We start from the raw sequence: 25,342 nt of genomic DNA on the forward strand, positions 1-25,342 counted from the left end.
CGGGGCGGCCAGTGTCCACGTCGGCCCGAGGCTCGCTCCGCCCGCAAACCCTCACGCGGCCGAATGCCGGCAAGTTTTCACGCCCCTCGGAAGGGTCGACGCCCTGCGTCGATCCGGTGCCGCGGAGCCGGTGGGGTGCGCCCGATCCGGGATCAGCGAATCAGAACGCGTGCCGCAGTCCGAGCGCGACCACCGTCGGCTTCTCCCCCGCGCCCACGCCCAGCGGGTTGATGGCGAAGTCGTAGGCCGCGCGGGCCTGGTTGTCGATGCGCGAGACATACGCATAGAGGCCAGTGCGCGGCGAGAGCGTGTAGTCCGCGCCCAGCGTCCATTGCCGCGCGCCCGTGGCGTCGCCCGCCGAGACGAAACCGATCCGCTCGCCCGCCGGCCCCTTGCCGTCGGCGGCGTCGGTGAAGCTCGCGCGCAGGTTGAAGCGGTCGACCTGCCAGGTGGCCGCCATGAAGAGCGCCGTGCGGGTCAACGGACCGAGTGGCGTTTCGTACCGGAGGCGCTCGATCGCGCCGGCCAGGCGCGCCGGACCGACGCGATACGCGGCGCCGAGCTTGGTCGCCGTGTCCGTGCGACCAGGGCCCTGGTAGCCGCGGTGCTGCTCGTGCGCGAGGGAGAGGTTCCAGGGGCCGTCGTCCCAGCTGAGCGAGGCGGACCACAGGTCGGGCTTCGAGCCACCGGGGCCGATCTCGCCGTCGTTGAGGGCGTAGGCGACGCGTCCGGTGAGTCCTCGCCAGGTCGGGCTCCAGTACTGGACGATGTTCTGCTGGCGCCGGTCGAAGGACGCGATGTTGCCGAGGTGGTTGGTGGTGGGCGCGGAGCCGTTGGCCATCAACGCCATGTAGCCGGCGGTAGTCGGGTACCAGGGGTCGAGGGTGCTGGTGGCCAGCAGGTACGGCGTTCCCCAATGACCGGCGAAGACCAGCCCGTAAGGCGTCTGCAGGCCGACGCGCGTGTCGCGGTTGGCGAGCGATGTCCCGGCGCCGGTGTCGAGCGCCAGCGAGCCTTCGATCTGGAACACCGCCTGGTAGCCGTCGCCCAGGTCCTCGGCGCCGCGAAAGCCGATGACGGAGCGGTTGTTGGACTCGCGGTTGACCGCGCGATCGCGTGGCGCGCGGGCGGCATCGGCGTGCTCGAGGGAGACGTTCAGGCGGCCGTAGATCGTGACGCTGGATTGGGCCTGGGCGCCAGCCGCGATGAGCGCGAGACCCGCGTGCACGAGCGAAGGGAGGAAGCGGTACTGCATCGGAACGAGGGAGGTGAGGTCATCCCGATGTTGATTCGGCGGCGGCGATTGCGGCTCTCTCGTTCGGGGGAGCGAGGGTGGCGCGTCGGCTTGCGCGGCGATGCCAGCACTCGCCCGCGAACGTGGGCCGCGGTGGCTGGCCGGTGAGATCCTCGTCATCCCGCGCATTGCGGATTCGGAACCAACCGGAATCGCTCGCGGTGATCTCGACACGGACGCGGATCCAGGTGCCTGAGGCCTTGTCGACCCACACGGGCGGCAGCGTGCCCAGCACGCGGGCTTTCGCATTCGGCGCCGCGCGGACGTTCAGACCGGCGGGGTCGGTTTCCTCGACGAAGGCGACGATCGAGCACGGCGTGGCGGGCGGCGGTGCGTCGGCGTGAGCAGCACCGGCGAATGCAGCGAGCGCGAGCGTCGTGAGGACGCGCAGTGAAGATTCAGCGGCAGTCGACCAGGACATGGAAGAACTTGGGGCAACGCACCGGGCAAGGCAATCACGACGTTTTCAGGCGGGTGAATCGTGATGAAGAGCACCGCCCTCCGCGAAACGAGAACTCCATAACGGTCCATTCGCCTCCTCCACGCGCCGGGACGGCTTCAAGACCACGGCGCTCGCTATGCTCGCCCGAGATCTTCAGGGAGAGAGCCGAATGGCCAGAAAGAAGAAGAGCGACGCGGAGACGGTCATCGACCTCTTCGCGTTGATGCCGTGGTGGGCCTGCGTGGCTCTGGCGGCGGTGGCGTACGTGGCGCTGCATGCGTTGGCATCGAAGGCGCCGGCGACGGTGGATCCGGCGCAGGCGCTGAATCAGATGGACAAGCTCCTCGTCGGCGCGGCGCTTCGGGGTCTCGCGACCTTCGGGCAGTACCTCGTACCGGTTTTGCTGCTCGCGGCGGCGGTGGTGTCGGCGGTGCGTCGATACCGGCGCGGGAAGCTGCTGGAGGAGGCGGTGCGATCGCAGGACGCCGCGGCAGTGGACGGCATGACCTGGCACGAGTTCGAGCTGCTGATCGGCGAGGCGTTCCGGCGCAAGGGGTATGCCGTGGTGGAGACGGGCGGCGGCGGCCCGGATGGCGGCATCGACCTGGTGCTCCGCAAGCCGGTCACGAACGGCAACGAGACCTACGTCGTGCAGTGCAAGCACTGGAAGGCCCAGAAGGTCGGCGTCGACGTGGTGCGGGAGCTCTACGGCGTGATGGCGGCCAGAGGCGCGGCGGGCGGGTTCGTGGTGACGTCGGGGAGGTTCACCACCGAGGCGATGGCGTTCGCGCAGGGGCGGAATGTCAGGCTCGTGGATGGGGCGAGGTTGAAGGAGCTGCTGGAAGTCGCGAGGACGGGTGGGCCTGGGAAGGTGGTCACTGTGCGCGATGAGCGGGCGAACGCAGAGATGACGATCGTCGTCTGCCCGCTGTGCTCAAGCGCGATGGTCAGGCGAGTCGCGAAACGTGGGCCCAATGCCGGCGAGCAGTTTTATGGGTGCTCGACGTATCCGGTTTGCAGGGGGACGAGGGCGGCGTGAGGCTGGCCCTCGGCGATTAAGGCCAAGTGCCTCAGGCGATTGAGGAAGAATCGCCGAAACAGTTCATCCGACAGGGAGTGACATGAAGAAGAAGCCTTTTAGCTGGCTAGGCGCCAGCATGGTGTTTGCGATCGGCGCGGTCATCGTGCTCGTGCTGGCCGTGTTTCTCGGACGCGGCCTCTCGATGAACACCAAGACAGGCGAAATCAAGGTGGAGTCGAAACAGGCGGCGGAGAGCCAGCCTGTCGCCGAGACGTTCGGCAAGGCGTCGCCCATCGCGGGCGAGAAAGGCGCATCCGTCGAGGCGTCGATGACTTCCGAAAGCGCTGCCCCGTCCCGCGCCCCAGTGGCCAGCAGCTCGGCCAAGTTCGTCACGCATGGCGACGCATCGCCCATCGCGGTCGGCCCCGAGAGCCACGCCAGCGCAACACTCAAAACCAAATGAGGGCCTTGCCCCTTCGAGCGATCGCGCTCGCCTCGCTCGCGCCGCTGCTGGCATTCGCGGAACCGCAAGTCAGTACCTCTGGGCCGTGCTCGCCGATCGGCGCCTCCGGCGGCTCCGCGGAAGTGCGTTGCACCTTCGAGGCACCCGCCTCGAAGCGGGCCAAGGTGGTCATCAAGAATGCGTGGCTGCGCCCAGCGCTCGGATTCATGAGGCCAAGCCTTCCTCAATTGAATGAGATGGTTGTCCTCACTGTGGTTCTCAGGAATTTGTCAGACAGAGATGTCCTCCTGAACGCAGCCCGGCTCGAGCTCATCGGCGCCAAGGGCGCGTACATGCGGGGGAGCCAGTACGGCGGAGGTGTCCTTCAACGCAGCATCGGGGACAGGAGTCCGATCCGCATCGCAGCGGGAAAGACCGCGGAGATCGCGTTCGGCGACACCATCACGTTTCCAGGCCTGATCGAGAAGATCGAGACATCGATCGATACATCGAAGGTCATGGTGATAGACGAGTTGACGCCACCGCGAAGCAATGGCGACGAGTTCACGGAGCAGCTCGCGAACTTGATTGCAGCGAACTACGGCAAGAACGCGTTCCTTCGAGCCTCCCTCTTCACGGAGGACTACCAACTCGTGCAGTCCTTCAAGATTCCCCTTGGAAAGACTGCGTCCTTCTTCTACGACGGGGAGCGGGCCGACAAGGGAGGCCGCTACGTCTTCGAGCCCCTCATCTCCTATGACGCATTTCTTGGCTGCTACCTGAAGCTGAAGGCGCTGTATTTCCCCGACTTCAAGATCGCGGAGACACCAACCACATGCTTAGAAGGCATACCCGACGACACGGTGCCCTTCGGCTATCGATATCAGCAAGGCGAATGTCGGGCTGAGAAGAAGAGCGCGCCTGAAAAGCGGCTTCCGCCGGGATGCTGAAGGCGGGAGGGCTCGAAGAGACCATCTGCACTTGCTTGTGCAGGCCAAAGGCCATTTCGTTGACCCATTGATGCTAGTTGGACGCTACATTCGACTCCCAAGGGAGCAAAAGAATGTCAGAGCGATCAAAGGCGCATTGGTGGGTCAATCACAAGCAGACCTTCGAGCAGGAGTTTGAGGGCGGCTACCTGTGGAGCCCAAAGACCTCAGCGTCCGGCGCGACGAACCAGTTCTACAACAACATGCGGCGCGCCAAGCCAGGCGATGACGTTGTTTCATATGCCGACGGTCGTATTCGGGCTCTAGGAGTAGTCACGGACACCGCCACCACGGCGCCCAAACCGGCGACCTTCCGATCTGTCGGATCAAATTGGTCGGAATGGGGATGGCTTCTGCCTGTCCAGTGGCAATCCGTTCGAGTTGAAGCACGGCCCACCGATGATCTCGTGCGCCTCTTGCCGGCTCTTCCTCAAAAGTACTCGCCGTTGAATACTGCAACGGGCAAGGGAAATCAAAACGCCTATTTGTCGGAGATCAGTCCGCGCCTCATGGCATTAGCCCTGGAGTGGACACAAGGCGTCAGCGGCCAGGTACGTCCCCCGTGCGAAAGCGGGGTGATCCTGGACCAGCTCGAAGAGAAGGAATGCGAGGAGATTCAGCGCGACTCCGCGCTATCGCAATCAGAGCGGGAGACGCTCATCCTCGCTCGGAAAGGTCAAGGGGCCTTCCGGGATCAAGTGATCCGTCAGCATGCGAAATGCGTGGTGACCGGCGTCAAAGACCTTCGCCTTCTCCGCGCGAGCCATATCAAACCCTGGCGCTTGTGCGCGACATCGATAGAGCGCCTCGACCCCCTCAACGGATTACTGCTTGCGCCCAATCTCGATCAGCTCTTCGATAAGGGCTTGATTTCGTTCAGCGACGATGGCTCGTTAATGGTGTCCTCAACGCTGGATGCGCAGGATGTGAATGCATTGGGGATCTTTCAGCATAGCAATGCCAGAATATCACTTACCCCGCATTCTAGATACGTTGAGTATCACAGGATCAAAATATTCATTCCTTAGGATCAACATCGCATTCGTCGCAACGCCAAGTCTTCCTAATAAATATTGGTAGGCCGTATAGGACTTGAACCTGTGACCAAAGGATTATGAGCTGAGAAAAAGCCCTGCGAGGCGACTCAATCTTACTCGTAAGTACTTGTCTTTGCTGGACTTTTCCTGACTGGCGATTTCTGGGTCTGACTCATTTGGTGTGGCAAGTTTTGCCAGTTTTGTGCCAGTCGGAGGGCCGCGGGTCGGGCTCCCAGCCTCAATCCGAATCCCACTGCCGGACGAAGAGACGGCCTCCTGCCGGGTAGGCCCGAAGTAGCGGCGCTGATTGCTACAGGCCCAACAACTGCAAGGCTTGGCGGTCGCCGCAGCCATACCGAGGCGTCGAGCATCGGATGCGAGCTTGCCGCCGAAGTAGCGCCGGCGGAGATCCTGAAGGCGCGCTCGGTGATGGCGCCTAAATGCTCGTGTTGAAGACTTCATGGCAGTCCCTCAGACGTGAGCGAGCCAACTCGATCATGGCTTCACAGCCCTGATTCTCCAGGGCATCAATCCGTTCAAGCTCTTCAAATTTGCATCGGCACCGACGGGTTGATTTCAACCGGAACAGCTTGACGCGTCGGCTGGATTTCAGCTCTGGAATCGATCAGCAAAGTTGGCAGCTACAGAAGGACGTCAACGAAGTGATCGCCTGGCTTCGGATAGGTCGGCTGAAATGAAGGCCAGTCGTGGGGTACGCTCTTCCAGATGGAAGGCCATCGGTCTGCGCCATAGTTAAAGATGATCTCTGGCGAGTCGTGCCGGGCGACAAGGCGCGCGATCAGCGCATGATCGGGGTGCTTGTGCTGCTTACCGCTAGTACTGATCAAAAACCGCCTGCAGTTGATTCGCTGGAGTTGCGGCAGGTACGTGTTTGCCTTGCTGCCATGATGGGAAACCTTCAAAAGTTCAACCGATTCGCCTGCAGGCAGGTGCCGCTCAAGTCCCTGCAGTACGACGCGCTCGTGCGCGTCTGCTGCCAACAGCGCGCGTTTCCCATCGAACGACAGCAGCAGCGCGATGCTGCTTCCGTTGGGAACGGAATCATCTGGCTCAAAGTCAGCCACCATCTCGGAGTAGGAGCCAGGAGTGTCCGGATCGCTTCTGCCCAGGCTGTCCGTGTTTGGTGCGCTCGCGCTGCCTTCTTCCCACGGCATCGCCAACCAATCCATGGCGAGCTTTTCAAGCGTCTCTTCGTTCGGTGAGAGAACGTGGATCGTCAAGCCATCGCCGTATTCGATCGCTGAGCAAGATTGCTGGATGGTTCTCGGGCCGTACGGGTCTTGCTTTCGGAATGCTTCGTTCCAAGGATGCTTACCAGCAATGAGGCTTACCAACTTATCACCTGCAGCCGGACCTAGGCCATCGCTACGATGGAGTTGATCCCGGCCGTTGAACCAGATGTCATCAATCTTCAGCCATGACGGCTTGTTCGACAGAAGCTCAATGACCCCTTGAATGTGATCGAGGTCGTAGTGCGTGATGACCAGAGTTTGGAGACAAAGCTCGTCGTTGGTTCCGCGTTCGATATCGAGCACCTCTACGAGGTTCGGAAGCGAGCCGGATGGCCCTCCGTCGATCAACATGTGCTTGAGACTTTGCTCACTGCCATAACTCACCAACAATGCATCGCCATGTTCCACTTGAATTGCTCGTACTCGAAACATAGAGCTCACCTTCAAGAACCGCCGAGGACGGCATCAGCGTCTCCAAACGCAACTATTGACAGACCAAGAGCAAGCCCGTCGCTCAATAATTCGCGACGCAGGGCCCCTACGATCTCACCAACTGAGGAAGACACTTTGGAGGTTGCGGCGTCACGTAGTCGCAGCGCCAAGTCTCGCGTCGCTCGATTTGCGTGACGACCGAGGACCTCAGTCATCGCAGCGATTACGACACGCGCGCCATGGCGGCGAAGGGCTGCAGGCAAATCAGAGCCAGGACTCTTGGCGTACCCCGTGCTACATCCAATTGCGACCGTGACGGGAGCGTTACCGATGTACTTGGACGACAGGCTGCCTATAGGGACGCCTGCGTCTCCATCGATGCACATGGCGCTGCCCTTCATGTGAACGAGCATCACCAGCATCGATGGCGGCCTGTTGCCCGTCAACCGCTCCTTCCAGTCTCCCCAGGTTGGAATCCGTTGGACTCCTAGCGCTGCGGCAATATCCGCGATCTTCACTGGTGCGTGAGGCGCAACTTGGTCTGCAGTGAACTGGTCTGCGACATTGCTCGCAGCAAAGGCAATCTCGGACAAATCTCGGATCGACAGCCTACTAGGCCACTCATCGGCGGGATTTGCCCACAACCGGACAATATCGCCGGGGCGCCAAGTGTGACGCTCTATGATCCCCGATACACCGATGAACCCCATCGGACACAGTGCTTCTTGGGCCGCTCGAATCGAGCAATTGGGAATCTCGGCTCCGGCTTTGAGGCAAGCGCCACTGTTGGGACAGAGAGGGGCGTCGCTTGTCTCTGGCAGCACGCCGTCGTATGCGTACTCCATTGGAAAAAATGCATCACTCTGGGTTACAAGCTGAAATCGACTGCCTGCGCCAGGCCAATTCGGTACGTACTCTCGCAGCGTTTGGAACAGGCTAGATCCCAGACTCGCCAGTTCCATCATCAGTGGTGCCAGAGGAAGAGACGGGTTCGAGACTGCTTTTTGAAGAACAGCCAGGAGGTCCTTTCGGGCGTCGTCGATCTGATTGCCTGACAATAGTGAAAATACGGCCCCGCCGGCTGGTGTGATCGCAGCCATGCTTGGCTGGTGCCCCAGGCCTTCATTGACCAAGAGCGAAACGGCGAAACCGGAAGTTTGCTTGTCGACGTCAGTGACTCGATTTTCGACGAAGAAGCGAATCTCAGCCCCAGGCGCTGCAGCCTGCAATCGCGCCGTTTGGAGTATTCGAGCTCCGTCAGTTACAACGATCCTGATGTCGACCTCGCCAGAGCGTACGACATGCGTGAAGGTGGCAATGGAGGAGTCGCCCGTCCTCGGAAGCCTAAGCTTTGCGGATGCCGGCTGTCTGTCAACCTCAAACAGGTGTACAGCCAGAACTTTTGAAGGTCCTTCCCACTCAACCTGATCATCAGGGAATGGTTGGCGCAGTTTTTGAAGGAGTGATTTGGTCTGAATGGAGACCGAGATCGTTGCGTCCCCTTTTAGCGGCCAGCGCCCAAGCTTCGATGCGTTGCCCTGACTGACTGACGCATCCAGGACTCTCGTTGTTGGCGCTGATGGCCTCGCTGCTTCGAGGGTGTCCTTAACAGGGAAGCTGCTTGACCCGGCCGAGTACCTCGAAATATCGTCTCTCTGTCCATAGATGCGTTCCCGAAATCCTGCCGAAAACCAGCTCTTGCTGACAAGCGTCGTTTGAGTCGCCGCGATGATGCTTACCTTGACGGCGAATTGCTCGGACACGGCCTCAATAGCAGTCGCTAGTGACCAACCCTGCTGACTTAGCAATAGCAAAACATCCGAGATCCAAGCAGGCACTGCGTCTGCCTCGATGCCCACGTGGATCGCGCACTGAACCCGAAGATGCGAGCGTAGGACTTCCAAAGACTCGAGAGAGTACTGTTCTTCTGGCCCGTAAAAGATCACGATCTCGGCGGCATCGACGCTGCGGAGTGAGTTCACGGAATTCACCAGCACCAGGTCGGCGGCTTTGGCGTCCGGTGTCCATTTTGCATAGACGATCTGATCGAACGGTACTTCGTCAAGCGCGAGGCTTGGGCTGAGTACCGTGCGCTCGACGGCTGCGACGGCGAGGCTATGGCGGCTCGGTCGTCTCCCGGATGGCCATTCCGGATACACACGACCCTCACCGACTGCCTGAGCGATGTCCGCACAGATGAGACCCATGGATTCCGCGTCGCGCACCCACTTCCATACTTCGCGCAGAACTCGAACTCTGAGTTTGAGCTTGCCGCTCAGTTCAAGAAACGCCTGGCCGATCGCAACGGCTCGCGTCCGCTCAAGCCAGTCTCGCGCTTTCAGGACGTTGGGATCGCCGCCCCATTTGACGTTCCCGCTCCTAGGTATCGCTTCACCAAGCGAATATGCTGCGCTCGACGGGTCTCTCCACCAAGTCCATTCGTCAGCTGCGACCAATATTCCGAGCGCAGTCCGCGCCGCAGACCCTAGATGAGCATCTTCTTCGCCGAGCCATTCGATGTCTTGTTGGCTAACCCCCATATTGTTCTCCCTGAGTTCTTAGAAAGCGCGCTATCCCTCCGTCAGACAAGCGCACCTAGCTGGAAATGTAGGTGAAGGCGATCCGGACTGTTGGTCAGCGCTGTGCCAACTCGATCTTTAGCGTGACATCCCGGTAGACGTAGCTCTTCTCGGTCCGTGCTGCCCACTTCGAGAAACTGATCGTGGCAGTCCAGGGCTCAGCATCGCGGCGGCACTCGTAGCGCCCCAGCCATTTCCATCGAACCGCGTTCTCAAGGGCGTCCGCGACCAACGCATCGGGCGCTTGCTGCAGCGGCGCGATGAAGGCCTTCGCGGCATCGGCCGCGACGCTCTGCTCGCCGGCCTTCACGAAGTCACGCATACCGGCTTCCGTGGGCGGGGCGCTGGCTGCGGCGCCAGCCAGCGAACTTCCGGACGCCAGGGGCTGCCCCCGTTCGCTGCGCGCCGGTGGCAAACCCAGATAGGTCCACTCGCCGCCTTGGCGGCTGCACAGCTCGGAAAGCTCCTTCGCCTTGAGGCTGAGTCCCTCCATCTGGCCCCGGTGGATGAAGGCGGGCGACATGTAGGTGGACACGCGCATGGGCACGGTGGAGTTGACGGCATCGCGATCGAGCTGGAAGCCATCGATCTTCCAGGCTTGCTGGACAAACGAGGCGAGAGACTCCGGCTTCGCTGCGTTGCTGTCGTCGGCGAAGGCCGTTCCGTGCATGCCGATCAGAGCGACGACCACGGCCGAGATGCCGAGCACGAAGGCGCGCTGCAAACGCGCGACGTTGTTCAAATGGTTGATGACTGGCATGGCTTCAGAGGCGGAAGAGCTTCTTGATCTCGGCTTCGGCCTTGATCGGCATGCCCTCGGCCTCGTATCGCTTGGTGTTCTGGACGATGACCTTGGCTCGGGTGATCTCGTTGTTGACCCACTGGGTGTACGTGAAATCGGTGCTCAGGGCAGCGATCACCGCGAAGAAGTAGTCCCGCTGGTTTGATAGGGACCCGAAGGACCGACGGCAGACCCACTTCTCCATCTCGAAGGAAGGGAAGACGTAGCCGCTGGCCGCGCTCCAGAACTTGAACAGGCGGATCGTCGGCTTGATCAGCAAGCGGTGCTCCTTGTTCCTGGCTTCCAGCGTCGCGTTAAAGTCGTTCGGATTGGTGGTTTGCCAGCCGCCCGCGCCGTTCGGGATCTGCAATTCGCCGAACCAGTTTGTGGTGGCCGGCACCAGATCGAACTTGATGTGGTTCAGCTCCAGGACGATGGTCGGCTGCGACTGGTAAATCTCGGAGGTGCCATAGCGCCGCTCGACGAAGGATCGGAGGCGGTTCAAGTACGTCTGTGGCGTGGCGCTGGCGTCGCTGAACACGATCATGTAGTCGATGTCGGACCGCTCATCCATCGACCTCGGCAGGATGGTGCCGCGCATGGACGACCCGAACCGGAAGTGCTGCTTGATGGCGCCGGCTTCGAAGTGCAGGCCGAGTCGGCTCTGCAGCGTGCTCACGGACGTATTGATGGACTGTTGCTCGGTGCCGGACAGCACCGCATTGCTGGCCAGGTCGGTCAGAAAGCTCAGGACAGACATCGCTCAAGCCCCCTGATCGACTTTGTGCGTGGCCTCGCCCTCCTCAATGCCCTTGCGGGCAGCGACGAACGCACGCAGAGGGATGCTGGGGCTCTTCTGGTTCAGCTCGTTCCTGGCTGCCGAGAGTGCCCTGAGCTTGTCGGGCAGCTCGGCCAAGCGATCGAGCTGCAGCAAGTCGATCTCCCGGAAGAAGCGCGCCTCGTTGCGGAGGGCCAGGAACTGGCCCGCTGCGGCACGATGCAATGCCGCCCGCTCATTGGGCTTCAGGAAGGTCATCAGGCCGGTCAACAGGGAGGCGAACAAGGTCATCGCCGTGGCCCACTCGGGATAGCTCTTGATCAGCGATGCGCCCGCGATCGCGCCCAGTACAGTGGCCGGCACGCCCAGCCAGTAGTTGCGCCTGACCCACGTGTCTTCCGCGTTGAAGTGCCCCTTGCTGGAGTAGGTGGCGTCTTCTTCAAGCCGTTCCGCTTCACGCCGAAGCGCTTCGATGGTCGCGGGGGCGGTTTCGTTGCCGCCTTTGGTGTCCGTCATTTCATCTTCCCTGATGTGTTGTTGATCTGTTGCCTCAGCGTCCCGTCTTCGCGGGTGGGCTGTCGGCCTCGGATTCCAGTCGGCGCCAGGTCGGCACATAGGCGCTCATCAGCGCCTTGAAGACGCGCCCGTGGTTGGCATACCGCATGTGCAGCAGCTCATGCACGATCACGTAGTCCTGGAACTCGTCGGAGCGGTCCAAAAGGTCGTGCGCCAGCGTGACGGTGCCTTGCGAGGTGCAGGAGCCCCACTTGTGCCGCATGTCCTGGACTCGAATGACACGCGGATTGACACGCAGCTTCACGGCCCAGGCCAGGGCGCGCTGCCGCAGGTCCTGGACGGGGTAGCCCGAGCCCTTGCGACGACGCTGGGCCGGTTGCTGTCGATGGTGTGCCGTCGCCATGTCAGCCGTCCGAGTCCTTCAGCAGCACGGCGATCATGGCGTCCACCACGCGCGCACGCGCCGTGGCCGACAGCTTGAGCAGCGGGTGGTACAGCGCTGCTCGCAGCCGTCGCTTCTCGTCGGAGTTCACCGCCGCATTGGGGAACTTGCTCAGTTGGGTCTCGGCCTCGCGCGCCAGCGCCATGGGGTCGATGCTGGCCTCCTTCAGGTCGGCATCCGCCCGCAGCGTCCAGTAGACGTTGAAGGCCCGGCCGGACAGCCCGCTGTCCGCTGCGGCCTGCATCGCGGCCTCCTTCTCTGCGGCCAGCGCGGCGAGCTGGTCCATGGCGGCCAGGCCCGTGGTGCGCCGCTCCTCCATGTCCTTCAGGATGCGCTCGGCGCGGTCCTTCAGCGGCTGCAGCACCGGGGCTGCATTGGCGTCGTCGTCGATCTCCTTCTGCAGGCCGCGCACCAGGTTGAACACCTTGCCCTCGTCGGTTCCCGTGTCGCCGCGCAGCGACTGCAGAGTCTTGGTGTCGAACGTGATGCTCTTGGTCAGCCGGCCCAGGCCCTGCTGGGTGGCGTTCTCCTCGATCAGCCGGCGGGTCTTGTAGGCCAGGTCTGCGACGAAACCCACCTTGTCGGCGTAAGCATTGCGCACGGCGGCGTACAGCACCGAGAGCTGCTTGTACGTGGCGATGTGGTCACGCAGCTCGGGGGACGGGGACAAGATTTCCCACAGCGCCTCGATCTCCTTGTAGCGCTCGAAGAAGGTCTTGCGCACGTCAGTGGCGAGGAAGCGGCCGTAGACCACCTTCTCCAGCTTCTCCTCGGCGCCGCCATCCCCCACGTCGCCCAGGTAATCCGCCTTGACCAGCACGATCTTCTGCTGGAAGTCGGCCATCAGCACGTCCAGGTCCTCGATGACGCCGCTCACGTCGTCGGAGTCGAACTTCAGGGCCTTCTTCAGCTCGCGCAACACGCCCACGAAGTCCACCACCAGGCCGACCTTCTTGCTGACGCCCTGGGCGTCCACATAGGGGCGGTTGACCCGTGCAATGCTCTGCAGCAGCACATGGTCGCGCATGGGCTTGTCCAGGTACAGGCAGTACAGCGGCGGAGCGTCGTAACCCGTGAGCAGCTTGTCGGTGACGATCAGGATCTTGGGCTCGCGGTCGGCCTTCTTGAACAGCAGGCGCACGTCCTCCTCGCGCTCGGGGCTGATCTGCAGCTCTGCCACCAGCGGCCGGTCCACGATGTCGGCCGCGTTGTCGGTGTAGACCGGCACGGTCCACTCGGGCGGCAGCAGCTTGTCCAGGGCGCGCTTGTACTTGGCGCAGGCCTCGCGGTTCACCGCGACGACAAAGGCCTTGTAGCCCAGCGGCATCACGTTTTCCTGGAAGTGTTGCGCCACGAAGGCGGCCACGTTCTCGATGCGCTCGTCAGCGCAAAGGAAGGTACGCAGCCCGACCGAGCGGTCCAGCACTTTGTTGAGTTCGTCGATGTCGGTGATGCCCTCGGCTTCGGCCAGCTCGAAGAACTCCTTGTCCAGCCGTTCCGCAGGAACGGTCATCTCGGACGGCGCCATCACATGCTTGATCGGCAGTGTGGTCTCGTCCTCGATCGACTCCTTGATCGAATACTTATCCAGGTAGCCCAGGTCATCCTGCGCACCAAAAATCTTGAACGTGCCTTCGCCCTGCGCGTTGTTGGCGATGGGGGTCCCGGTGAAGCCCAGGATGGTGGCGTTGGGCACCGCCGCCATCAGGAAGGTGCCCAGATCCTTGGCCACCGAGCGGTGCGCCTCGTCGATGAACACGTACACGTTGTCGCGGGTGCAGCTCGCCTTGGCGATGCCCTCGAACTTGTGGATCATCGAGACGATCAGCCCCCGGAAGTCGGCATCCAGCAGTGACTGCAGCTCTGCCTTGGAGTTTGCCCGCTTGGTCGCGATGTCCTGCTTCTGCATCTCACCCAGCAGCCGCTCGACCCAGCCCTTGAGCTGACCTTCCAGCTCGGTGCGGTCCACCACCAGGATGACGGTGGCGTTCTGGAATCGGGCCTTGTCCTCCAGGATGCGCTTGGCCGCCGTCAGCAGTGTGAAGGTCTTGCCGGAGCCCTGCGTGTGCCAGATCAGACCGCGCGTCTTCGACGGGTCGGCGCAGCGGTCCAGCACGGCCTGGATAGCGCGCTGCTGGTGCTGCCGCAGCACCGACTTGCGCGTCTCGCCGTCCTGCACGTAGAACAGGATCCAGTGCTGCAGCGTGCGCAGGAAGTCAGTGGGCTCGAAGAACGACTGCACCGCGAATCGGTAAGTCTCTTCAGGCACCTGCTTCCACCGCGCCATGTCCCGGCGGGTGACGTTCCAGGTCACGCCGTACCAGTAGTCCAGCAGGTGCGTCACGTTGAAGAGCTGGGTGCTGGCCAGCAGCTCGGGCGTCTCCAGCTCGTAGCGGCGCAGTTGCTTGATGCCGCGTTCGATGGCGTCGCCGTCCTTCGGGTTCTTGTGCTCGACGATGCACACCGGCACGCCGTTGATGACGAACATCACATCCGCCCGGTTGCCCTTGCGTGCAGGCGGCTTGATCCGCCACTCCCAGGTGACATGGAAGTCGTTGGCGCCCGGCGTGCCGAAGTCGATCAGCGTGACGCGACGGTGGCGCTTCTCGGCCTCGTCGTACCAGCCATGCTCGCCACGCAGCCAGGCCATGAGCTGGCGGTTGCCCTCGATGGTGGGCGGCAATGCCTCCAGCGCGTCGATCACGCCGCGCACGCCCTCGTCACTGAGCCACGGGTTGAACTCGTTCAGCTTGTGGGCCAGCGTGCCACGCAGGAAGCTGCCAGCCTCCCCGCCGCGCCGGTACAGCGCTTCCTGCGGCGTCAGCGGCGTCCAGCCGATCTCGACCGCGTGGTCCACCATCGGAAACTGGACGCTGCCGGCTTCGCTGATCTTGAGTTCGCTCATGGGGCGGGGGCTTTCAGGTTCCGGGCGGTCACTTCTTGGGGCTGGCCAGCTTGGAGGTCTGCTTCGGCAGCTTCTTCGCCTCGGACTTCAGCCGGCGCTCCAGCTTCTTCACGTCCTCGGCTGCCGGCAGTTGCTCCGGCACGATGTCGCGGTCGGTCAGCAGCTTGCGCACGTCGCGGTTGTTCTTGACGTGCTCGTGGGTGATGCTGGTCTCGCCGCGCAGGTCGCGCTGCTTCACCTGGGTGTTGGTGATCTCGTTGGCGAAGTCCTTCGCCTTGATCGTGATGGTGGGCAGGAAGTCGGCCAGCGGCCGGCCGTCCGGCACGGCCAGCCGGTCCTTCATGGTCTGGGTGCTAAGGCCACCGAACAGGGCCGCGTCGCCCTTGCTGAGGATGCGGCCAAAGCCCTGGCTGTCGATGCCGCGCTCGTACAGCACGCCGGACAGCTCCTTCTGCGACAGCGTGAGCTTCTCGCGCGCCTGCAGCCGTTCCCACTCGGCGATGCGGGTCTCGATCAGCTCTTGCTTGCGCGTCTGCACCGCGAAGTAGGTCATCGCGAAGGCGATGGCATCCTTGCGCGGATCGCCGTTCTGCGCGATCAGGTAGCAGGCGTAGCGCGTGAGGGCGATGTCCTCCACCGGGCGCTCGGCCTGGGAGCCGATCTCGACCATTTTGTTGACGTCAACAAAATGGTCTGCCACCGGCTGCCCCGCGTTCTGGCAGGCGATCTTGGCCTTGTCGATGACTTGCCCGAAGTTGCGCCACTCCTTGTAGCACAGCAGCTCCTGAAGCTCGCGCGCCAGCCAGAACTCCACACCGTCGTTCTGGTGGGCGCAGTCCTCGAAGCTCTTGTGCAACTTGGTGATGAGTTCCTTCTTCATCTTCTTCTCTCCCTTCGGTGCGTCGGTTCAGGTGGCGGATTGCAGGGCGCTGAGGTTCAGATCGTTGACATCGATCTCCCCGGTCATCATCTTGTGCAGGAGGGCCTTGAACAGCTCTTCCAGCACGGCCCGCTTCTGCTGATGCAGGGCGATCTTGGCGTCGATGGCGTCGAGGATGTCCGCGATTTCCACCTGTTCGTCCGGCGTTGGCGGCACGGGCAGCGGCAGTGCATCGATCGTCCCGGTGTTCAAGTTGTACTTGCCGTCTGAAGCTGGCGTCGCGCGCCCGGCCACCAGTGACGTTCCGAGCTTGGAACCGTAGAAGTGGGCAACGAACCGGGGCTCCACGCGCGTCAGGTCGAGCCGAGCGCGGATCAGATACGAAGCAAACAGGGCTTGTTGCGGAGCGCCTCGATAGACGGCGCATGAACCGAGGCGTTCTAGGACACCGTTGGTCCGGATGAAGATGAGATCGCCCAGCTCCAGTCGGTACTTGGCGGCCTCTGACGCCGGCATGTCGCAGTACTTCAAATCGTCAGGAATCACTGCGCCAGAGCCGATGTTTGGGATGCGCAACACGGCGTAGCTTGCGGTCTCTGTGGAGCAGCGGGTTGATGTTCCGTATTGCAGCCACTCACGTACGGTGCTGAAGGGCACCACATCCCAACTCTGGGGTACTGAACCGATCTCGGTTTCCTTCTGTGCTTCGCCCCGCAGCCCCTGCGCAAATAACTCCGCCATCACTGCTAGCCGCAACTCTGCAATTTTTTTGAGTCGAATCTCCTCAGCCGAAATGGCGCTTTCCACGAGGGAAAGGCACTTGGCGATCTTGCGCTGCACGGCCGGGTCTTCTGGGTAATTGAAGCTGCTCTCTTTCAATTGCCCAAAGTGACGGTTGTACCCGCGTGCGGGAACATCGATGAACTTGCAGGCGTAATAGAAGAACAGAGGCTCGATACCAGCGGTCGGAACCATGACCTGCGTTCCATCAGCGCCGCGCGCAAACGGCCTGTCAATGAACTTCAAGGTCCGGCTGTGGTCTCCGAACACCACAACGGGCAAAGGTGAATCAATGACTGCGGACTCGTCATCGGTCCAGCCCGCGATCGCTGCCTGTCCTTGGTCGATGATCGGAAAGCGACCGCGCGTCTGGTACTCGCGCGTCTGGATCTGACGCTTGCTACGAAAGGAGGTCGGCACCAGACAATCGGCGACAGTGCGTTGCGTCCAGGTCGCTTGATCGCTCATGCCTGGGTCTCCTTGCTGAAGGTACTGAGCAACTTCAGCAGCTCAGCGGATGACGCAGCCTCGGCATCGCACAGAGCCTTGTACTCTTCCAGCAAGGCTTGCAGCGAGCTCGCTTCCGCTGTGCTGGCTTGGCCCACCCACCGGCTTGGACTCAAGTTGTAGTCCGCCTCCGCCGCCTGGGCCTGCGTGATGACAGTCAACTCACCTTCAACGACTTCGCCCTTCAGGTACATGGCTGCCAGCGGCCGGATCGCATCTTCAGGCAGGTAGTTCTTGGGCTTGCCCTTCTTGAATCGCTTGCTGGCGTTCAGCAGCACGATGCGCCCCTGGCGCGAGGCGGGCTTGCGCTTGTTCAGCAGCACGATGATGCCGGCCGCTGTGGTGTTGTAGAACAGGTTGTCGGGCAGCAGGATCACGCCGTCAATCAGGTCCTGCTCGACGAACCACTTGCGGATGTTGCGCTCCTTATCCTCGTTCTTGGAGCCGCTGCCGCGCGTCACCGCACCGGTGTCCAGCACCACGGCCGCGCGGCCGTGGTCGTTCAGGCAAGCCAGCGTGTGCTGCAGCCAGGCCCAGTCGCCCTTGCCGCTGGTGATGCCGCCGGCCGTGCGGAAGCGGTCATAGGGGTCGTTGGCGAAGGTGGTGTCCGCATCGAACGGCTGGTTCCACATCGGGTTGGCGATCACGATATCGAAGGCCTGAATGCGGCCGTCGGGCGTGCGGAACTTGGGGTTCAGCATGCTGTTGCCCCGGGCCAGCTCGATGTCCATGTCGTGGATCTTGGCGTTCATGTGGGCCACGGCGTAGCTGGCGCCTTCCAGCTCCTGCCCATAGAGCTTGAGCGGCACCTTGGCCATCGGGTCCAGCTCGCGCGAGACGAGCTGCAGCTTGATCAGCAGCCCGCCAGAGCCGCAGGCGAAGTCGTGGCACGTTTCGCCAGGACGGGGGCGCAGCAGGTGCGCCATCAGGAAGCCGGCTTCGGTCGGGGTGAAGAACTCGCCGGCGCTCTGGCCCGAGCCCTCGGCGAACTTGCGCAGCAGGTACTCGTAGGCTCGGCCCAGGAAGTCGGGTTGCACATCAGCCAGGCCCAGGCGGTAGCGAGGGTCTGAGAAGGTCTCGATCACCTCGCGCAGCTTGGCGGGGTTGATGTCGCGCTCGCCGTTGCGCTCGGCGGCGAAGTCCACCACGTCGATCACGCCGGACAGGCTGGGGTTGTGCTTGACCACGCCGCGCAGTGCGCGGGTGAGGTGCTCGCCGGCGTCCTTGGGCGCAGTGCTGCGGCCCTTGTCGTCCAGCGGCCAGTCGAAGGCTTCGCGCCCGCTGATCACGCCCCAGCGGGCCTCGGGTGGCAGGTAGAAGCGCAGCAGCGAGTGGTCGGCCTCGGCGATCTCCAGCGCGGTGGCCTTGTCGCCATAGTCCTCGGCCAGGCGGTTCACCTCGTCATCGAACACGTCGGACAGCCGCTTCAAGAAGACCAGCGGCAGCAGGTAGTCCTTGAACTTCGCGGCGTCCTTCTCGCCCCGGATCGAGCAGGCGGCGTCCCACAGCATCTGTTCCATGGGCTTGGTGGTCAGCGTCTGGTCACCCGACTTCGGCGCCCGCGCCCGGCGGCGGCTGACCTCGACTGCGGCAGCCTGGGAACTGAGCTCTTCCGGAGCGACGCCAGCCTCCACGGCCAGCGCCTGGATGGCGGCGGCGGCGGCCTTTTGCGGCTTGGAGAGCCCGCCCTCCCACCGGTTGACGGTGGCGAAGGACACCCCCAGCCGCTCGCCCAGTTGCTCCTGGGTCAGGTTGAGGGTGGCGCGCAGTGTGCGCAGGGTGGCGGGCAGATCGTTCTCAAGTGTCATGTTTGTTATGTTTGTGATATTTCAACAGTTTGTCAACCCGTTGCCTAAAAACGGGAGCCGGAATGACAACAGCCCCGCGAGGGCGGGGCTGTTGTGCGTCGAAAGGCATGGAGCGTGTCAGGCGTCAGGTGGTGGCGCCGCTGGCCGTTCGCGCTCTGCGGTGGCGTCTGCCGATGTTTCGACGAGCGCGACCGATATGAGAGGCCTTGCTTTGCAACGGCCGAGCGAGTTTGACCAGGGTGGTCAGGGTGGGCTGCCGCTCGCCGCGCTCCAGCATGCTGATGTAGTTCCGCTCCAGCTCCGCCTCGAAGCCGAGCTGCTCCTGCGTCAATCCGGCCTGCTTGCGCAGGTCGCGCAAGACACGTCCGAATGTGATCGCAAGGTCCAACGCGATAGCGGCAACGCGGGCGGCACCACCTTGTTGCCCGTCATACGATACTCGACGGGAATCCGGATCACGCGCGCCGGCAGATCCACCCAGGCCCACTGCAGCTTGCAGAGCATGCCCTGCCGCAACAAGGTCTCAATCGCTATGTCGAACATCGGCCGTATCCACGGGTTGCCGGAGAACGCCAATTCCTCGGCGATGCGCTCGTATTCGTCGGCTCGCAGCCGCCGGTCGCGCTCCTTCGATCCACTCGGCTTGCGGATGTTCTTCAGCGGGTTGGTAAGTCCCTCCATGCCCCACTCCTTGCGCGCGACCTCGAACAGGTGAGACACCAGAGCAAGGTCCAGCCGTATGGTGTTCTCGGCCTTGCCGGCCGCGCGACGCTCATCCCGGAACCTGGCGAAGTCAGCCCCTCGCAGATTGGCCAGGAAGTAGCTCGACAGCGAATGTCGAAGCCATCGGTTGATGCGGTACCGCTCCAGCTTGGGGAAGCGCTTCTTGCTCGCCACCTCGCTCCAGTAGCGCTCCAGCGCCTCGGCAAAGGTGGTGCGCTCCGCCTCTTCGCGCGACTTGAAGACGCCACGGCACATCTCGGACTCCAACTGGCGAGCCCAGGCTTCTGCCAGGGCCTTCGTGTCGAAGGTACGGAACTGTGTGGGGTAGCCACGGCGGCGGATCTGAGCCCGCCAGTACTTGCCGCGTTTGGTGATGCTGGCCATTGCGAATCCAGAGGACATCCTTTGGATCGCAAGTCTTGGACTGTGCCACTTTTGTGCCAAAGTCCGTTTTTGCGCCAGTTTCCGGCCTGAATCGGCACGACGCGCATCACGCAAGTCGTTGATTAGACTTGGAAATTCTTGGTAGGCCGTACAGGACTTGAACCTGTGACCAAAGGATTATGAGTCCTCTGCTCTAACCAACTGAGCTAACGGCCCCCTGGGGGTAATGCGCATATACGAACCCTGGCGGATTCGCGTGCTCCGGCCTTGCACCGGAGCGGCGGATTCTAACGGTGCGCTAGCGCACTCCCGCCGAGCCATCGCCGCTACTTCTGCGACAACGCATTGCTCACCATCCTCGACGTGATGTCGACGATCTCGATCATCCGGTCGTAGGCCATCCGCGTCGGGCCGATGACCCCCAGCGTCCCGACCACCTCCCCATCGACCTCATACGGCGCCGACACGATGGACAGCTCCTCCACCGGCACCACCTGGCTCTCGCCGCCGATGTAGATCCGCACCCCCTCCGCGCGCGAGGACACATCCAGCAGCCGCATCAGCTGCGTCTTCTGCTCGAAGAGGTCGAACATCCTGCGCAGGCTGCCCATGTCGTGGCTGAAGTCCTGCACCGTCAGCAAGTTGCGCTCGCCGGAAATGATCATCGGCTCGTGCTCCTGCAGCCCCTGCTGGCCCACGTCCACCGCCGCGCTCATCAGCTTGGCGATCTCCCCGCGCAGTTGATCCACCTCCAGCCGCAGGCGGTCCCGCACCACGTCCAGGCTCAGCCCCGCGTAATGCGCGTTCAGCCGGTTGCTCGCCTCCGTCAGGTCCGACTGCGACAGGTCCTGCGCCGTGAACACCAGCCGGTTCTGCACGTCCCCGTCCGGCGACACCATGATCACCAGCACCCGGCGCTCGCCCAGCCGCAGGAACTCGATGTGGTGGAACACCGCCGTCTTGCGCGGCGACGTCACCACCCCCACGAAACTCGACAGGCTGCTCAGCAGCTGCGCCGCGTTCGCGATCACCCGTTGCGGTTGATCCGGCAGCAGCTGGCTTTCGAAGGACCCCGCCTCGCGCGGCATCCCCGGCTTGGCCGTCAGCAGCGTGTCCACGAACAGCCGGTAACCCCGCGCCGTCGGAATCCGCCCCGCGCTGGTGTGCGGGCTGGCAATCAGGCCCAGCTCCTCCAGGTCGGCCATCACGTTGCGGATCGTCGCCGGGCTCAGCTCCAGCCCCGACGCCTTCGACAGCGTGCGGGAGCCCACCGGCTGGCCGTCGGCGATGTACCGCTCCACCAGAGCCTTCAGCAGTGTTTTCGCGCGGTCGTCGAGCATGTTTTTCATTCTAGTGAAGCCACCAGCGGCACCCCTTCCCAGCCCCCGGCCCCGCCACCTCGCTGTGGTGTAATTCCGCGCTATGTCCAAGCGCTTCCGTCACGTGGCCATCGTCGGAAAACCCCAGTCCCGGGGCATCCGGCCCATCCTGGAAGAGATTGCCGATTTTGTCGCCTCCCAGGGATTGGATGTTTCCCTCGAACAGGAAACCGCCGACAGCACCGGCATCACCGCCTTCCCCGCATTGACCCACGCCGAACTCGGCACCCAGTGCGACCTGGCCATCGTCGTCGGCGGCGACGGCACCATGCTCGGCTTCGCCCGCCAGGTCGCCCGCTACGGCCTCCCCCTCGTCGGCATCAACCAGGGCCGCCTGGGCTTCATCACCGACATCTCCGCCGACCAGTTCCGCGACGCCCTCGCCCCCATCCTCGCCGGCGACTTCGAGATCGAGCACCGCTCCCTGCTCGAAGGCGCCGTCTTCCGCGACGGCGAGCAGATCTTCTCCGGCGTGGCCCTGAACGACGTCGTCGTCTCCCGCGGCGCCACCGCCGCCATGGTCGAGCTGCGCGTGGACGTCGGCGACGAGTTCGTCGCCAACATGCGCGCCGACGGCGTCATCGTCGGCACCCCCACCGGCTCCACCGCCTACGCGCTGTCCGCCGGCGGCCCCATCCTCCACCCCGGCATCGCCGGCTGGGTGCTGCTGCCGATCGCGTCCCACGCGCTCTCCAACCGCCCCATCGTCCTGCCCGACAGCGGCGAGGTGCGCCTGACCATCGTCGCCGGCCGCGACGCCTCGGTGAACTTCGATATGCAATCCCTGGCCTCGCTGCTGCACGGCGACTGCATCACCGTGCGCCGCTCCCAGCACCGCGCGCCCTTCCTGCATCCGCGCGGCTGGTCCTACTACGCCACGCTGCGCCGCAAGCTCCGCTGGAACGAAGGAAACACCTGATGCTGCGCCGCCTGAGCCTCAAGGACTTCGTGATCGTCCCGGCGCTGGAGCTGGACTTCGCCGCCGGTTTCTCCGCCCTCACCGGCGAGACCGGCGCCGGCAAGTCCATCCTGATCGACGCGCTGCAGCTGGCCCTGGGCTCGCGCGGCGACGCCGCCGTCGTGCGCGAGGGCGCCACCCGCGCCGAGATCTCCGCCGAGTTCGACCGCCCCGCCGCCCTCGCCGCCTGGCTGGAGGAAGCCGGCTTCGACACCACCGACGGCGCCGAGGACACGCTGCTGCTGCGCCGCGTCATCGATGCCCAGGGCAAGAGCCGCGCGTGGATCAACGGCGGCACCGCCACCGTCGCCCAGCTGCGCGAGCTGGCCGAGCACCTGCTCGACATCCACGGCCAGCACGCCTGGCAAGGCCTGACCCGCCCGGCCAGCGTGCGCGAGCTGCTGGACAGCTTCGCCCAGATCGAGACCCGGCCGATGGCCGCCGCCTTCAGCGAGTGGCGCCAGGCCAGCGAGGCGCTGGGCGCCGCGCAATCCAAACAGGCCGACTTGGCGCGCGAGCATGAGCGCCTGAGCTGGCAGATCGGCGAGGTCGACCGCCTCGCGCCCGGCGCCGACGAGTGGGACGAACTCAACGCGGAGCACCAGCGCCTGTCGCATGCGCAGTCGCTGATGGACGCCGCGCGCGGCGCGCTCGAGCGCATCGCCGAGGCCGAGATCAACGCCGAGTCGCTGACCGACGAAGCGCTGTCCGCGCTGCAGGACGTGCTCGGCTACGACGCCGGCCTGCAGGACACCGTCAACGCGCTGCTGGGCGTGCAGGCCCAGCTGCAGGACGCCGCGCACAGCCTCGGCGCCTACCTGCATGCCGCCGACCTCGATCCGGACCGGCTGCGGCAGCTCGACGACCGCCTGTCCGCCTGGGTCACGCTCGCCCGCCGCTATCGCCGCCAGCCGGCCGAGCTGCCGGCGCTGCTGGCCGAATGGAAGGCCGAGCTCGCGCAGCTCGACGCCGCCTCCGACCTCGACGCGCTGCAGGCCCGCCAGGCCGACGCGCTCAAGCGCTACCAGAAGGAAGCCAAGGCCGTCAGCACCGCGCGCGCCAAGGCGGCGCCGGCGCTGTCGAATGCGGTGTCGCAGGCGATGCAGCAGCTCGGCATGGCCGGCGGCCGCTTCGAGGTCGCGCTGCTGGCGCAGGACGAGCCGCAGGGCTTCGGGATGGAATCGGCCGAGTTCCTCGTCGCCGGCCACGCCGGCAGCACGCCGCGCCCGCTGGCCAAGGTCGCCTCGGGCGGCGAGCTCTCGCGCATCGCGCTGGCCATCGCCGTCACCACCAGCCAGCAGAACAGCGGCGCCGGCACGCTGATCTTCGATGAGATCGATGCCGGCGTCGGCGGCGCGGTCGCCGAGACCGTCGGCCGACTGATGAAGCAGCTCGGCCAGCGGGTCCAGGTGCTCGCGGTCACCCACCTGCCGCAGGTCGCCGCCTGCGCCGATCACCACTTCCTCGTCGCCAAGGCGCTCAAGGACGGCAAGACCAACTCCGAGGTCCGCCCCATCGCCGGCGAGGCCCGCACCGCCGAGATCGCCCGCATGCTGGGCGGCGAGCGCCTGTCGTCGACCTCGCTGGCCCATGCGCAGGAGATGCTGGACCTGTCCGCCAAATCCACGCCTGCCGCGGCCGCCACGCCCGCCGCGCCCACGGCCGCCGGCAGGAAGGTCAAGCCATGAGCGCGCCCCACACCGCGCCGGTGCCGGCGCCTCAGGCGACGCCCAATGCCAACTCGCCGCGCGGCGAGGTGGTGCTCGTCACCGGCATGTCCGGCGGCGGCAAGTCGATCGCGATGCATGCGCTCGAGGACGCCGGCTTCTTCTGCGTCGACAACCTGCCGCCCGAGCTGCTGCCGCAGTTCCTCGACCTGGAGCGCCAGCGCGGCTGGCGGCGCGTCGCCATCGCGGTGGACGTGCGCAGCGCCGGCTCGCTGCCGCAGCTGCTGGGCCACATCAAGACGATGCGCCAGGAAGGCGTGTCGCTGCGCTCGATCTTCCTGGACGCCGACGACGACACGCTGCTGCGCCGCTTCTCCGAGACGCGCCGCCCGCATCCGCTGCGCGTCGGCAACGAGGACAGCGACACCCACCGCGCGCTGCAGGAGGCGATCGCGCTCGAGCGCGAGCTGCTGACGCCGCTGCGGATGGAATCCACCGTCATCGACAGCAGCCAACTCCGCCCGGCGCAGCTGCGCGGCTGGTTGCGCGACCTGGTGCATGTCAGCGGCGCCTCGCTGACGCTGGTGTTCGAGTCCTTCGCGTTCAAGCACGGCGTGCCCAGCGACGCCGACTTCGTCTTCGACGTGCGCGTGCTGCCCAACCCGTATTACGACCGCGAACTGCGGCCCTTCACCGGCCGCGACGAGCCGGTCGCCGCCTACCTGGAAGGCCAGCCGGAGGTGCGCCTGATGCTCAGCCAGATCGGCGCCTTCATCGCGCAGTGGCTGCCCAACTTCGCGCAGGACCAGCGCAGCTACTTGACCGTGGCCATCGGCTGCACCGGCGGCCAGCACCGCTCGGTCTATCTCGTCGAGACGCTGGCCAAGCAGTTCGCGTATCACGGCCAGGTGCTGAAGCGGCACCGCGAGCTGGACGCCCGCTGAGCCGTCCGCTCACACGGCGCTCGCGCCGCCTTCCTCGGGTGCCTGCTCCATCTCCTGCACCTGGTTGAACAGCAGGATGCCCAGCACCACCGAGGCGAAGGGCATCAGCACCAGCATCAGCAGCAGCCACAGCACCACGTTGCGCCCGGCGCGCTTGAGCGCGATGCCCATGTAGGCGAAATGCGCGCACAGGCCGGCGAACAGGCCCAGGCCGAACATGGTCAGCTTGGCGGGATCGCCCTCCCCGGGCACCTGCGTCTCGCTGATCAGGAACCACAGGCAAACGCCGCTGGCGAGCACGGCGATGAAAGCCGATTCCAGTGCGCTCTTGAGGGCCGCGGCCCGGCCCGGCTTGACGTCGTTCGACATGGTGTCCCTGAATGCGGTGGTGGCGTGCGCGG

General features: G+C 64.2%; 23 protein-coding genes and 1 tRNA gene. 7 read left to right on the plus strand and 17 right to left on the minus strand.

Annotated features, from left to right (window positions below; genetic code table 11):
* Positions 1-160 precede the first annotated feature (160 nt).
* Together ACTJKJ_RS16995 and ACTJKJ_RS17000 are read right to left on the minus strand one after the other, a co-directional pair.
* Positions 161-1,255, minus strand: a complete 1,095-nt coding sequence (locus ACTJKJ_RS16995) for a porin (protein WP_440821160.1) — start codon at positions 1,253-1,255, stop codon at positions 161-163.
* Between the two features lie 19 nt (positions 1,256-1,274).
* Positions 1,275-1,715 carry an SH3 domain-containing protein gene (locus tag ACTJKJ_RS17000; protein WP_440821161.1) on the minus strand — a complete coding sequence of 147 codons (441 nt, stop codon included), beginning with the start codon at positions 1,713-1,715 and terminating at the stop codon, positions 1,275-1,277.
* 190 nt (positions 1,716-1,905) lie between these two features.
* Here ACTJKJ_RS17000 and ACTJKJ_RS17005 point away from each other — a divergent pair, with 190 nt between their 5' ends.
* The 4 genes from ACTJKJ_RS17005 to ACTJKJ_RS17020 all read left to right on the plus strand — a co-directional run bounded on the left by ACTJKJ_RS17005 (position 1,906) and on the right by ACTJKJ_RS17020 (position 5,216).
* A complete protein-coding gene (locus ACTJKJ_RS17005) occupies positions 1,906-2,775 on the plus strand; it encodes a restriction endonuclease (protein ID WP_440821162.1) in 870 nt (289 codons plus the stop codon).
* An 82-nt stretch (positions 2,776-2,857) separates the two neighbouring features.
* Positions 2,858-3,220: a hypothetical protein gene (locus tag ACTJKJ_RS17010; RefSeq protein WP_440821163.1), complete on the plus strand. Its 363-nt coding sequence runs from the start codon at positions 2,858-2,860 to the stop codon at positions 3,218-3,220.
* The gene (locus ACTJKJ_RS17015) at positions 3,217-4,149 is read left to right on the plus strand and encodes a hypothetical protein (protein WP_440821164.1); all 933 of its coding nucleotides are present in this window, start codon (positions 3,217-3,219) and stop codon (positions 4,147-4,149) included. Before ACTJKJ_RS17010 ends, ACTJKJ_RS17015 begins: the two co-directional genes overlap by 4 nt.
* A gap of 113 nt (positions 4,150-4,262) precedes the next feature.
* On the plus strand, positions 4,263-5,216 hold the full coding sequence (locus ACTJKJ_RS17020) for an HNH endonuclease (RefSeq protein ID WP_440821165.1): 954 nt from the start codon (positions 4,263-4,265) through the stop codon (positions 5,214-5,216).
* A 650-nt stretch (positions 5,217-5,866) separates the two neighbouring features.
* Here ACTJKJ_RS17020 and ACTJKJ_RS17025 read toward each other — a convergent pair.
* The 14 genes from ACTJKJ_RS17025 to hrcA all read right to left on the minus strand — a co-directional run bounded on the left by ACTJKJ_RS17025 (position 5,867) and on the right by hrcA (position 21,333).
* Positions 5,867-6,886 (minus strand): ComEC/Rec2 family competence protein, encoded by a 1,020-nt coding sequence (locus ACTJKJ_RS17025; protein ID WP_440821166.1) that lies wholly within the window; start codon positions 6,884-6,886, stop codon positions 5,867-5,869.
* A gap of 35 nt (positions 6,887-6,921) precedes the next feature.
* Positions 6,922-9,450: a hypothetical protein gene (locus ACTJKJ_RS17030; RefSeq protein WP_440821167.1), complete on the minus strand. Its 2,529-nt coding sequence runs from the start codon at positions 9,448-9,450 to the stop codon at positions 6,922-6,924.
* A 94-nt stretch (positions 9,451-9,544) separates the two neighbouring features.
* Entirely contained in the window at positions 9,545-10,249 is a 705-nt protein-coding gene (locus ACTJKJ_RS17035; RefSeq protein ID WP_440821168.1) for a hypothetical protein, read from the minus strand.
* A gap of 4 nt (positions 10,250-10,253) precedes the next feature.
* Positions 10,254-11,030, minus strand: coding sequence for an SMODS domain-containing nucleotidyltransferase (locus ACTJKJ_RS17040; protein WP_440821169.1), 777 nt, complete (start codon positions 11,028-11,030; stop codon positions 10,254-10,256).
* A 3-nt stretch (positions 11,031-11,033) separates the two neighbouring features.
* Positions 11,034-11,564: an SLATT domain-containing protein gene (locus ACTJKJ_RS17045; RefSeq protein WP_440821170.1), complete on the minus strand. Its 531-nt coding sequence runs from the start codon at positions 11,562-11,564 to the stop codon at positions 11,034-11,036.
* Between the two features lie 34 nt (positions 11,565-11,598).
* Positions 11,599-11,967: a M48 metallopeptidase family protein gene (locus ACTJKJ_RS17050; RefSeq protein ID WP_341411855.1), complete on the minus strand. Its 369-nt coding sequence runs from the start codon at positions 11,965-11,967 to the stop codon at positions 11,599-11,601.
* 1 nt (position 11,968) lies between these two features.
* The gene (locus ACTJKJ_RS17055) at positions 11,969-14,911 is read right to left on the minus strand and encodes a type I restriction endonuclease subunit R (RefSeq protein ID WP_440821171.1); all 2,943 of its coding nucleotides are present in this window, start codon (positions 14,909-14,911) and stop codon (positions 11,969-11,971) included.
* Between the two features lie 28 nt (positions 14,912-14,939).
* Positions 14,940-15,791, minus strand: coding sequence for a DNA damage-inducible protein D (gene dinD, locus ACTJKJ_RS17060; protein WP_440821172.1), 852 nt, complete (start codon positions 15,789-15,791; stop codon positions 14,940-14,942).
* 27 nt (positions 15,792-15,818) lie between these two features.
* Entirely contained in the window at positions 15,819-17,039 is a 1,221-nt protein-coding gene (locus tag ACTJKJ_RS17065) for a restriction endonuclease subunit S (RefSeq protein WP_440821173.1), read from the minus strand.
* On the minus strand, positions 17,036-18,886 hold the full coding sequence (locus ACTJKJ_RS17070) for an N-6 DNA methylase (RefSeq protein WP_440821174.1): 1,851 nt from the start codon (positions 18,884-18,886) through the stop codon (positions 17,036-17,038). The genes ACTJKJ_RS17065 and ACTJKJ_RS17070 overlap by 4 nt, the downstream gene beginning before the upstream one ends.
* Positions 18,887-19,010: 124 nt before the next feature.
* The gene (locus ACTJKJ_RS17075; RefSeq protein WP_440821175.1) at positions 19,011-19,244 is read right to left on the minus strand and encodes a helix-turn-helix transcriptional regulator; all 234 of its coding nucleotides are present in this window, start codon (positions 19,242-19,244) and stop codon (positions 19,011-19,013) included.
* Positions 19,214-19,993 carry a tyrosine-type recombinase/integrase gene (locus ACTJKJ_RS17080; protein WP_440821176.1) on the minus strand — a complete coding sequence of 260 codons (780 nt, stop codon included), beginning with the start codon at positions 19,991-19,993 and terminating at the stop codon, positions 19,214-19,216. Before ACTJKJ_RS17080 ends, ACTJKJ_RS17075 begins: the two co-directional genes overlap by 31 nt.
* Before the next feature lie 139 nt (positions 19,994-20,132).
* Positions 20,133-20,209 (minus strand) — tRNA-Ile (locus tag ACTJKJ_RS17085).
* 110 nt (positions 20,210-20,319) lie between these two features.
* Positions 20,320-21,333 carry a heat-inducible transcriptional repressor HrcA gene (gene hrcA / locus ACTJKJ_RS17090; RefSeq protein WP_091721362.1) on the minus strand — a complete coding sequence of 338 codons (1,014 nt, stop codon included), beginning with the start codon at positions 21,331-21,333 and terminating at the stop codon, positions 20,320-20,322.
* Between the two features lie 82 nt (positions 21,334-21,415).
* On the opposite strand from hrcA, the gene ACTJKJ_RS17095 reads away from it, so the two are divergent.
* The 3 genes from ACTJKJ_RS17095 to rapZ are packed head-to-tail and all read left to right on the plus strand — an operon-like array spanning position 21,416 to position 24,941.
* Positions 21,416-22,291 (plus strand): NAD kinase, encoded by an 876-nt coding sequence (locus ACTJKJ_RS17095; RefSeq protein WP_091721359.1) that lies wholly within the window; start codon positions 21,416-21,418, stop codon positions 22,289-22,291.
* Positions 22,291-24,018, plus strand: coding sequence for a DNA repair protein RecN (gene recN / locus ACTJKJ_RS17100; RefSeq protein WP_440821177.1), 1,728 nt, complete (start codon positions 22,291-22,293; stop codon positions 24,016-24,018). The genes ACTJKJ_RS17095 and recN overlap by 1 nt, the downstream gene beginning before the upstream one ends.
* A complete protein-coding gene (gene rapZ, locus ACTJKJ_RS17105) occupies positions 24,015-24,941 on the plus strand; it encodes an RNase adapter RapZ (RefSeq protein WP_091721353.1) in 927 nt (308 codons plus the stop codon). The genes recN and rapZ overlap by 4 nt, the downstream gene beginning before the upstream one ends.
* A gap of 9 nt (positions 24,942-24,950) precedes the next feature.
* On the opposite strand, the gene ACTJKJ_RS17110 is transcribed toward rapZ, so the two are convergent.
* Positions 24,951-25,310 (minus strand): hypothetical protein, encoded by a 360-nt coding sequence (locus tag ACTJKJ_RS17110; protein ID WP_440821178.1) that lies wholly within the window; start codon positions 25,308-25,310, stop codon positions 24,951-24,953.
* Between the last annotated feature and the right edge of the window lie 32 nt (positions 25,311-25,342).

The sequence above is a fragment of the Roseateles sp. 22389 genome (genome assembly GCF_052044995.1).
In the GTDB taxonomy this organism is placed as follows: Bacteria; Pseudomonadota; Gammaproteobacteria; order Burkholderiales; family Burkholderiaceae_C; genus Roseateles.